We start from the raw sequence: 10,121 nt of genomic DNA on the forward strand, positions 1-10,121 counted from the left end.
CAGAGTTCTAAAATCTACATTTACCTTTAACACAGCCAAATGAATAAAAAATCTTTCGCTTTTTTGAGGGAAGGGATTATGAATGAACTTACCATATAACCAACTGAATGTCCGACCTTTATCCCTTTCATATGAAAATTGGCTTGGTATGCTGAAAACGCCCATGTCAGAACGGCCAGAATTTTTGATAGACAAGGGAACTATTCAGATTGGGCAAGTACTGGGGAAATTCCTTGGAATTCCGATTGACAGTGATGAATATTACAATCAGCTTTTTGAATATGTTTCAACACCTGACCTTGACTTACATTTATTAAGTGAGAATTCACTAAATAAAAATATTGATAATCAGCATTTTCAGTCAATTCAAAAGGTGTTCAATATCGGTCAAGAACAAAAGCTTTCAATCAATCGGTTCACCGCTTTTCTTGATGGTGAGCAGCTGCTGTATAAGTCAAAGGTCCCAGCTATACATCGAAAAGTAAGGGAAGCCATGATTGGGACACTCGAACTTTTTACCCATTGCGAAAAGGACGGATTAAAAAATCATGAACTAAGAAGGGTTCTAGTCGACCTAATCAAATGGTCGATGAACCATCTAAATCCTTTATTAGAGAGTATTGACTTGCAAAAGGGAATGCCAAAATTCCTATGGTATGGCGATATGAAGAGAAGTCAGCCTTATTTTGTCTATTATTTAATGAAGCTTGGCTGTGACTTAGTTATTTTTCATCCTGATGGCACAGATGTGTTAGCAGGATATCTCGAAGAGGAAATCTTTACACACCATTTTCCAAACAAACAACAGGCCGAGCCTTTCCCAACTGAGAAAAGAAATCGCCAAACCACTGTCGCATACCGTGCCTCAAGGGAAATTGAGACCATTCTCAACCAGGAGGGCTCTGGGTTATATAAACCCTGGCAGTTACGGGATTACACGCCATCTTCTATTACCTTAAAAACAACCTACGACGAATTGTTTATTCTCGGAAGAGAAATGGCAATGGTTCGACCAGGTTTTGAGGTAGAGACTGGACAGGTGAAGATTCCTTCCTTGTTTGCGAAAATACAGGGTGTGAGTAAAAATCGTAAAGAGTATTGGGATCGAATTCAAAACCTTACAGAATTCGAACATAGCTTATTGATTCGCCAGCTGCCGTTTACATGGTCAAGCTCCAACGATTTTCGCTTTCATTACCGTAACGCGCTTGGCAGGGATGGATTGTTAAATCCTGAAGTCATGATGCAGGCCCATTATTGGCCGTATTCCTTTTTGCCAACTGGCTTACAAAAAGGGATTGCCAATGCGATACGGCGAATTTGTGAAAAGCCGGGATTAAAATCGTTACCAGGGGAAAGCATGGAAGAGGTAAGCATCTATTTATTTAGTCAGGCGATGTTTACACCAAAAGAGATTATCCAGTTAATGGAGAAATTTGATTATTCTCAGCATGTGCCAAAGTTAATTATTTATAACAATGAAAGTCGCGGTATTCTTTCAAGATCGGATGCAGCTCTTATTTTACTTTTAAATCAATTTGGAATTGATATTATCGTATATAATCCGCCAGGTCATAACGATATAGAAAATTTCCTTCAGGAAAGTCTATTTGATACACACTGGCTTGAGGATGTTGTTTTTGATCTAGAATATAAAGAACCTTTTAAGTTAAAGAAAAAATTCTTTCAAGGAATCTTAAAAAATTTAAGGGGAGATTAAAGGAATGAATCTACCACAAAATCAATCTGCTAACTTAATGGAGAAAAACGTTGATGAAGCGTTAAGTGATGCTAAGATTTCAGACATTAAGCTTGCCCTTCGGAAGGAAACAGAAGTTCAGAATCTGGCAAGGTCGATTGATGAACGAGACCAGATTAAAATTTTGGAATTCGGTAAAGAGCCTGCCGTTCAAATATCTCGTTTTTCTGATCAAATCTTAGGCAATATGCGCACCACCAAGGTTGAAGACTCTGGTGAGCTATTGAAACAGCTGACCAAAATTATGGATAAGTTCGATCCAAAGGACTTCCAAAAGACCTCAACTGGATTTTTCGGAAAGCTCTTTAAAAAGGGCGAAAAGATGATTGAAAAGGTCTTTGGCAAATACCAAAGTATGGGTTCTGAAATTGATAAGGTATACGTGGAAATTTCAAAGTACCAGCATGAAATGGTGGATTCCACGAAAATGCTCGAGCAAATGTATGAGCAAAATTATCAATACTATATGACCCTTGAAAAATATGTGGTTGCCGGTGAAATGAAGGTAGAAGAACTTAAAAACAATCAATTGCCGCAGCTGGAATCACGTGTTGCTGCAGGTGATCAGATTGCATCGATGCAATTAGATACACTAAAAAATTCGATTGAGGCACTGGAGCAGCGAATTTATGACCTTGAAATGGCGAAAATGGTTTCTTTGCAGACAGCTCCGCAAATTCGCTTGCTGCAACGAGGAAATACGAAGCTGATAGGAAAAATTAATTCCGCCTTCGTAACCACGATTCCAATCTTTAAGAATGGTCTTATTCAGGCAGTTGCCGCAAAAAGACAGAAGCTTGTTGCGGATTCGATGAGTGAGCTTGATCGCCGTACCAACGAAATGCTGCTGAAAAATGCGCAAAACATTTCTAAGCAAAGCACAGATATTGCAAGGCTCGCCGGTGGTCCAAGTATCAAAATCGAGACCATAGAAGAATCCTGGAACATTATCATTAAAGGGATGCAGGAAACAAGAGCCATTGAAGAAGAAAACAAACGTTTGCGTGTGGAAGGTACAAAGCGGTTAGAACAGCTTCAGGATAACTTTAAAAAATTGAAACAACAATATTAATTGTCAAATAAAGTGCTGTGTTAAAGCAAATTTGTTATTTGGAGCGGAAGGCACGAAGACTCCTGCGGGAGGACGGTTCCGGGGAGACCCCGCAGGCGCTTAAGCGCCGAGGAGGCTCCCCAGAACCGCCCGCGGAAAGCGAAGTGCCTGAAGCGGAAATAAACAGACATGTTAGACACAGTTAATAAAACAAAAATTTTATGATGAGGTGAATGAAATTGGCTATTAGCTTACAAAAAGGTCAAAGAGTAGATTTAACAAAAGGAAATCCAGGATTATCAAAAATTATGGTAGGATTAGGCTGGGATCCAGTTCAAAGCGGTAAAAGCGGAGGCGGCGGTCTCTTCGGTGGATTGTTTGGCGGCGGAGGAGCAGGCGGCGGTGCCAATGTCGACTGTGACGCTTCTGTAATCATGCTTGGTGCCAACGATAAAATCCAAAACAACAATGACGTTATTTACTTCGGTAATCTTAAGAGCAAAGACGGAAGTGTGCAGCACTCTGGTGACAACTTAACAGGTGACGGAGACGGTGACGATGAACAAGTAATGGTTGACTTAAGCCGCGTTCCACAAAGCGTACAGAAGCTTGTATTTGTCGTTAATATTTATGATTGTGTAAAAAGAAAGCAGCACTTCGGCATGATCCGTAATGCGTTTATTCGTGTGGTAAACCCATCTAATAATAACGAATTAATCCGCTATAACTTATCTGATGATTACAGCGGTCAAACATCATTAATTGTTGGCGAAATTTATCGTCACAACACTGAATGGAAATTCGCTGCAGTAGGTACAGGTACAACTGCAGCAAGCCTAAGTGAAGTAGTTCGTTCATACAGTTAAAATCTTTTAGGAACAAGCCCTGCTTGTTCCTTCCAATATTTAGTGCTAAAGAGGTGATATAGTTGGGCATCAATTTATCTAAAGGGCAACGTATAGATTTAACAAAAACGAATCCTGGCTTAACAAAGGCTGTTATTGGTCTTGGCTGGGATACAAACCGCTATCATGGAGGTAACGACTTTGACCTTGATGCATCTGCGTTTTTAACCGACGCCAATGGCCGAGTAACACAGGACTTAGATTTTATCTTCTATAATAATTTAGTTCACACTTCTGGCGGAGTCGAGCATACAGGCGATAACCGGACAGGTGAGGGTGACGGGGACGACGAACAAATTCGTATTGATTTCAGTAAGGTTCCTTCGCATGTGCACCGGATTGCGATTGCAGTCACGATTCACGATGCAGACGCACGTAACCAAAACTTTGGACAGGTTTCCAATGCCTTCGCTAGGTTATTTGACGAAGAAACCAACCGAGAAATTCTCCGTTTTGACCTAGGCGAGGACTTCTCCGTTGAAACCGCCGTCGTTATTTGTGAGTTATATCGTCACAACGGTGAATGGAAATTCAATGCCATCGGAAGCGGATTTTCAGGTGGATTAGCCTCACTTTGCCGTAATTATGGACTAGAAGTATAAATGTTTTCGCAAAAAGCTGCCGTATGGGCAGTTTTTTGCATGAGAAGAGGAAATATCATGGTTAGGTGTTATGAAAATAGGTATCTTCGAAAAAATATCAGCGATGCCCATTTTCACTGAGAAATCCCACTGCAGTTTCCTACAAATTACCAATTATTCTACTCATCTACCATGTTATAATTCTACTATAGGATTAAACTACTAGGAGAATCATAATATGCGTAAATGGGTCATTTCCTCCGTTATTGCCGGATTATTTATGTCGATGATTACCACATCTAAAGCCTCATTTGACAGCATTTCACTTGGTGAATATCCAAGAAACTCTGAACTCTATCAATCGATAGATAACGAAAACTCCCTCCAACAACTAAACCAAATGATTATATTACCAAATAGTCTTTTTGATGAAAAAGCAGCGGCCGGAATTATTAATAGAATGGCCAGTCTCCCAGAATCGCTGCTCGAAAAAATCAACCAAAACGATATTACTCTAAAGCTGTTTACAGGAAAATTAACTGATAACCAAACAGCTCGATATTTAGCAGGACAGATTCCAAGAGGCTATCATTCACAAACAACGTGGGATGCAGTCCCGGGAATTGGCGGGTCTCAGGTGGTTTTAGTGAAAATAGGACATAGCGAAAAAGGAAAAGGGCATGGGTCCGTAAACTTAGAATTACACGAAATGGCACATTCAGTTGATAAGCTAGTTTTCGAGAACATTAGCAAAAATAAAGAATTCCAACTAATTTGGGAAGAGGAGAAAGGAATATTGTTTCCTGGAAACTCTTATTTCATCCTGCATGTGGAGGAATATTTTGCAGAGACTTTTGCGATGTACCATTTAAATAAAGAAACAAATAAACAATTAAAATCTGCCGCACCTCTTACGTACCAATTTATTAGAGATATTCACTAACCTTTCATGTAAACTGAAAGGTTTATTCTTATGCCTTCGGTATGATAAAATGAAAAACATATGTAAGACAAGGGGAGTGTCAGTTTTGAAGCAATATTTAGAGCTATGTGAGCATGTTTTGAAAAATGGCCAGCAAAAGGGAGACCGTACTGGAACTGGGACGATTAGTACTTTTGGTTTTCAAATGAGATTTGATTTAGCAGAAGGATTTCCATTATTAACGACTAAAAAGCTTCACTTAAAGTCAATTATTTATGAATTGCTATGGTTTTTAAACGGTGATACCAATGTCCGTTACTTACAAGAAAATGGTGTGCGGATCTGGAATGAATGGGCAGATGAAAACGGGGAGCTGGGTCCTGTTTATGGACATCAATGGCGTTCATGGACCGGTGCTGATGGCACGACGGTAGATCAAATTAGTGAGTTAATTCATCAAATAAAGACGAATCCTAATTCCCGGAGACTTATTGTGAATGCTTGGAATGTAGCAGAGATTGATAAAATGGCGTTGGCACCATGTCATTGCTTATTCCAATTCTACGTTTCAGATGGTAAATTATCTTGTCAATTGTATCAGCGCTCTGCAGATGTGTTTCTTGGGGTACCTTTTAATATTGCCTCTTACGCGTTATTGACAATGATGATTGCTCAGGTATGTGACTTGGAGCCGGGAGAATTTATCCACTCGTTTGGTGATGTACATATCTATCAAAATCATATTGAACAAATCAATATGCAGATGGGCCGAGAGCTTCGGACATTACCAAAAATGAAAATAAATCCAAACGTAAAGGATATCTATTCTTTTTCCTTTGAAGATTTTGTTTTAGAAGGTTATGATCCGCATCCACATATAAAAGGGGCAGTTTCTGTATGATTTCTTTTATTGTAGCTATGGATGAAAACAGAGTCATTGGCAAGGACAATCAATTGCCATGGCACTTACCAGAGGATTTAAAGTTCTTCAAACGAACGACAATGGGGCACCCTATTGCCATGGGCAGGAAAACGCATGAATCCATAGGACGTGTTCTTCCCGGCAGGGAAAATATCGTAATTACCCGGCAGCTGGATTATAAGGGCAATGATGTGACCATTTTCTACTCAATCGAGGAATTTGTTGAATATTGCAGAAATCAAGATGCTGAAATTTTTGTGATTGGCGGGGCAGAAATCTTCAAAGAAACTTTTGAATACGCAGACCGTCTTTATATCACACATATTGAAGAAGAGTTTGAGGGAGATACCTACTTCCCGAAGTTCAACGAACGTCAATGGGAGCTTGTTTCCTCAGAAAAAGGAATAAAAGATGAGAAAAATCCTTATAAGTACGAATATAGAATTTATGATCGCGTCAAAAAAGATAGCCGTTAACTCAGCAGGTTGAAGTATTGCGACATAAAGAAAGAAGCATCGACAACGATGCTTCTTTTCGTGTTAAAAATATGCACCATTTAATTCATAATCAGTAAGTTTATCAAGCATTCCTCTGAATTCATCTGGATGGCAGAAGTCTTCCTCGTGGAAATGAGCTTTCACCCATTGAATTAATTCATTAGGGCTATTAAAGTATTCCCCACTTCGGTCACTTTTGCGAATCATGTACCTTCCGTTCTCTTCATCGATGGTGACTTCTACTGGCAGGGCCCCATCAAAACTACTGAGTGAAAATTCCATCTTCATCACATCCATTCATTTAAGTTTCCAATAGTATATGTTTCTATTGATGAAATTATAAACGAATAAATACCTAATTGTCAAAATATTTATACAATTCAATATGCCATTTTACATTGACTTCATGTGTCGTTCTTGGTAAATTGTTAAGAGGAAAAGGTTCATATATAAATGCCAAAAATCACATCTAGGTAATTTTTCATAAATAATGTGAAATTAATATGAATTATTTCGTATATTTTACTCAAAACGGTATATCAATACTATAATCGTAGTAGAAAGATCATTAACTAAAGGGGATGTAAATGCATGTTCTCAAATATTGGAATACCAGGATTAATCCTTATCTTAACTCTAGCCCTCATCATCTTTGGACCTAAGAAATTACCTGAAATCGGTCGTGCCTTTGGACAAACGTTGAAGGAATTTAAAAAGTCTACTCGTGAATTAACAGACGATGTAATGAAAGACATCGATGAGGAAAAACAAAAATTGACTAAATAAGGTGTAAGAATCTCTTTCTTGCACCTTTTTTTCTTCAATTCTCTTTTAAACTATAAAAATGTTGTTAATCTAGTTTTTCTGAAGAAGAATTACTTTTCAACCTTTGAAATTGGCAGGGGAAATACATGGAAGATAAAGAATTACAATTAGTTGATCATCTAGATGAACTGCGTAAACGGATTATTATTTCCGCAGTTGCTTTTGTTGTTTTTTTTATTGTTGGATTCATTTATGTGACCGATATCTACGATTGGATTGTTCGAGATCTTGATGTCAAATTGATTGTACTCGGACCGAGTGATATTATTTGGGTTTATTTTATGATTGCGACGGTTATTGCTATTACGGGTACGATTCCGGTGTTGGCCAGCCAATTATGGATGTTTGTGAAGCCTGCACTTAAACCGATAGAAAGAAAAATTACCTTATCCTATATTCCAGCATTGTTTATTCTATTTATTGTTGGAATTTCTTTTGGTTATTTTATCATTTTCCCAATGGTGCTCGAGTTTTTAGTCAGTATGGGAGCAGATATGTTTGTAACCAATTTTACAGCTGAACGATATTTCCGTTTTATATTAAATATGACTCTTCCGTTTGGGGTTTTGTTTGAGTTACCAGCGGTCGTTATGTTCTTAACTTCATTAGGTATAATTAACCCATTCGTGTTAGCGAAAATCCGTAAATATGCATACTTTGTATTAATCTTGATTGCAATCGTTATTACACCTCCGGATTTCATGTCAGATTTTGTAGTAACACTGCCATTGTTACTGTTGTATGAAATCTCGATTAATTTATCGAAGTTTGTCTACAAGAAACGACTGAAAAAGCTTCAAGACGAAGAAAAAGAGTTTACCGAAGAAGCATAATTACATGTGAAAAAGGCCTTCAGAGATTAAGTTCTCTAAAGGCCTTTTTTTTGGCTGTGTTAGAGGAAAATGTTGATTGATCAATACAATGCGAAGAAAAGATTCACGGTGAATGTAGGCGAACCGCGAAAAACGAAATGCCGCTGCGGTGAGGTAATCAGAGGGTTAATCTCACCAACTGAATGTCCACTATTCGGAAAAGCCTGCCACCCAATGAACCCTGTCGGACCATGTATGGTTTCTGCAGAAGGAAGTTGTGCAGCGTATTATCAATACATGAGGGAGAGTTTCTGATGGAGAAATATATCAGTCTAGCACATGGAGATGGTGGTGAACAAAGCCACCGCTTAATTCGTGATTTATTTGTTGAAGCATTCGGCGATGGAAAAGCAGCGATGTTTGATGCGGCGGAAATAACCTTAACTTCACAACAAATTGCCGTTTCAACTGACTCGTTCGTTATAAAGCCAATCTTCTTTCCAGGTGGATCGATTGGTAAATTAGCCGTCGCCGGTATAGTCAATGACCTTGCAGTTAGTGGTGCAAAACCAGCCTTTCTTACCTGTGGGTTTGTGATAGAAGAAGGATTTCCTATATCTGACTTGAAGAAAATCGTCAACGACATGGCGATTGAGGCGAGAAAAACAGGGGTTGCAATAGTTGCATGAGACACAAAAGTAGTCGAACGTGGCAGTGCAGATGGAGTGTATATAAACACCACTGGAATTGGTATTTATGAACCAGGTATTGGCTGCAGCCTTGAATTTGAAGAAGGTGATGCCATAATTGTAACTGGTACGATAGGAGACCACGGTATTGCTGTTTTAGCAGCTAGTGGCGAATTAGGAATCACTGTGCCAATCAATAGCGATTGTGCCTCACTTAATAGAATGATAGCAGAAGTTCTCTACCATACAAATGGAGTACGGATCATGCGTGATCCAACGAGAGGCGGACTAGCAACAACACTTGTAGAAATTGCAGAGGATTTCCATTTAATAATGAAAATCAACGAAGTTGATTTACCTGTTAGAGAAGAAGTACAAGGGGTATGTGATTTATTAGGCTTTGACCCACTATATCTAGCTAACGAAGGAAAATCGATTATCATCGTGGCTGCTAATGAAGCAGATAAAGTGGTAGATATTTTAAGTGAGTTCCCAGAAGGTCGAGACGCGGTAGTTATCGGCTCCATCACAGGAAAACAAAAAGGTCAATTACTTTTAGAAACACCACTAGGTTCAAAACGATTGTTAAATAGATTATCAGGAACGATGTTTCCGAGAATATTTTAAATAAAAACGCCCTCTTTCCTTGAACTATAACCCGAATAATGTACACTATAAAAAAAAGTCCGATATTCGTGTTTTCACAGGACTACTCCCAATGGACTGTTTTTATTCTAAAAGTTTTTTTCAATAAATGTTCATAAATATTTTTTAATCCAAGCAGATTTAGACACATTTCGAGTGCTCTTAGGTGTATAATATATACAAACGGGTGAAAAAGAGGATTGATATTTTGTTATTCAAAAGCCTAGAGTTCAAAAATGTTGTTGGACAGAAGGTTAAAGTCATGGATATTCCTGTATTGGAGGAAGGTAGCACTTTTAAATTTATGATCCAAATCCGTTTACAGAATTTTATTACGTCGCTATATCAGGAAAAGAAACCGAAAAAATGCTATTCATTTAAAGAGTATTTGAAAAAGGTAATGAAATGGCCTGATTATGAAGCACTGTTTAAAGTAGAAGAATTAAAGAATAACGCTTAATACTTTTCGAACATCGGGTAATCCGGTGTTCTTTATTTTTGAATCTAGCTGCA

Annotated in this window: 11 protein-coding genes and 2 pseudogenes; 12 read left to right on the top strand and 1 reads right to left on the bottom strand. The window is 38.3% G+C overall.

From position 1 onward, the window contains the following. Nucleotides 1-82 precede the first annotated feature (82 nt). From CHI06_RS21005 to CHI06_RS21035, 7 genes are all read left to right on the top strand, one after another. Nucleotides 83-1,720 carry a YceG family protein gene (locus tag CHI06_RS21005; RefSeq protein WP_095250543.1) on the top strand — a complete coding sequence of 546 codons (1,638 nt, stop codon included), beginning with the start codon at nucleotides 83-85 and terminating at the stop codon, nucleotides 1,718-1,720. 4 nt (nucleotides 1,721-1,724) lie between these two features. Continuing rightward, nucleotides 1,725-2,831, top strand: coding sequence for a toxic anion resistance protein (locus CHI06_RS21010; RefSeq protein ID WP_095250544.1), 1,107 nt, complete (start codon nucleotides 1,725-1,727; stop codon nucleotides 2,829-2,831). Nucleotides 2,832-3,049: 218 nt separating this feature from the next. Beyond that, nucleotides 3,050-3,676 (top strand): TerD family protein, encoded by a 627-nt coding sequence (locus CHI06_RS21015; RefSeq protein WP_095250545.1) that lies wholly within the window; start codon nucleotides 3,050-3,052, stop codon nucleotides 3,674-3,676. A gap of 62 nt (nucleotides 3,677-3,738) precedes the next feature. Continuing rightward, on the top strand, nucleotides 3,739-4,317 hold the full coding sequence (locus tag CHI06_RS21020; protein ID WP_095250546.1) for a TerD family protein: 579 nt from the start codon (nucleotides 3,739-3,741) through the stop codon (nucleotides 4,315-4,317). Between the two features lie 217 nt (nucleotides 4,318-4,534). After that, nucleotides 4,535-5,239 carry an anthrax toxin lethal factor-related metalloendopeptidase gene (locus CHI06_RS21025; RefSeq protein ID WP_095250547.1) on the top strand — a complete coding sequence of 235 codons (705 nt, stop codon included), beginning with the start codon at nucleotides 4,535-4,537 and terminating at the stop codon, nucleotides 5,237-5,239. A gap of 85 nt (nucleotides 5,240-5,324) precedes the next feature. After that, a complete protein-coding gene (locus CHI06_RS21030) occupies nucleotides 5,325-6,119 on the top strand; it encodes a thymidylate synthase (protein WP_095250548.1) in 795 nt (264 codons plus the stop codon). Then, nucleotides 6,116-6,616, top strand: coding sequence for a dihydrofolate reductase (locus tag CHI06_RS21035; RefSeq protein ID WP_095250549.1), 501 nt, complete (start codon nucleotides 6,116-6,118; stop codon nucleotides 6,614-6,616). The genes CHI06_RS21030 and CHI06_RS21035 overlap by 4 nt, the downstream gene beginning before the upstream one ends. A gap of 63 nt (nucleotides 6,617-6,679) precedes the next feature. Here CHI06_RS21035 and CHI06_RS21040 read toward each other — a convergent pair whose 3' ends face one another. Next, a complete protein-coding gene (locus tag CHI06_RS21040) occupies nucleotides 6,680-6,919 on the bottom strand; it encodes a hypothetical protein (protein WP_095250552.1) in 240 nt (79 codons plus the stop codon). Nucleotides 6,920-7,228: 309 nt separating this feature from the next. Here CHI06_RS21040 and CHI06_RS21045 point away from each other — a divergent pair, with 309 nt between their 5' ends. From CHI06_RS21045 to CHI06_RS21065, 5 genes and pseudogenes are all read left to right on the top strand, one after another. Further along, nucleotides 7,229-7,423, top strand: coding sequence for a twin-arginine translocase TatA/TatE family subunit (locus tag CHI06_RS21045; RefSeq protein ID WP_045524138.1), 195 nt, complete (start codon nucleotides 7,229-7,231; stop codon nucleotides 7,421-7,423). Between the two features lie 125 nt (nucleotides 7,424-7,548). Then, nucleotides 7,549-8,295 carry a twin-arginine translocase subunit TatC gene (tatC, locus tag CHI06_RS21050; protein WP_095250550.1) on the top strand — a complete coding sequence of 249 codons (747 nt, stop codon included), beginning with the start codon at nucleotides 7,549-7,551 and terminating at the stop codon, nucleotides 8,293-8,295. 81 nt (nucleotides 8,296-8,376) lie between these two features. Continuing rightward, a pseudogene (locus CHI06_RS21055) lies at nucleotides 8,377-8,589 on the top strand (hydrogenase formation protein HypD); the annotation flags it as partial. Continuing rightward, a pseudogene (gene hypE / locus CHI06_RS21060) lies at nucleotides 8,589-9,590 on the top strand (hydrogenase expression/formation protein HypE). The pseudogenes CHI06_RS21055 and hypE, both read left to right, overlap by 1 nt. A gap of 226 nt (nucleotides 9,591-9,816) precedes the next feature. After that, entirely contained in the window at nucleotides 9,817-10,068 is a 252-nt protein-coding gene (locus CHI06_RS21065) for a DUF2535 family protein (RefSeq protein WP_095250551.1), read from the top strand. Nucleotides 10,069-10,121 lie beyond the last annotated feature (53 nt).

Origin of the sequence: Bacillus sp. 7884-1 (assembly GCF_002272245.1) — a bacterium.
Taxonomy (GTDB): Bacteria; Bacillota; Bacilli; order Bacillales; family Cytobacillaceae; genus Neobacillus.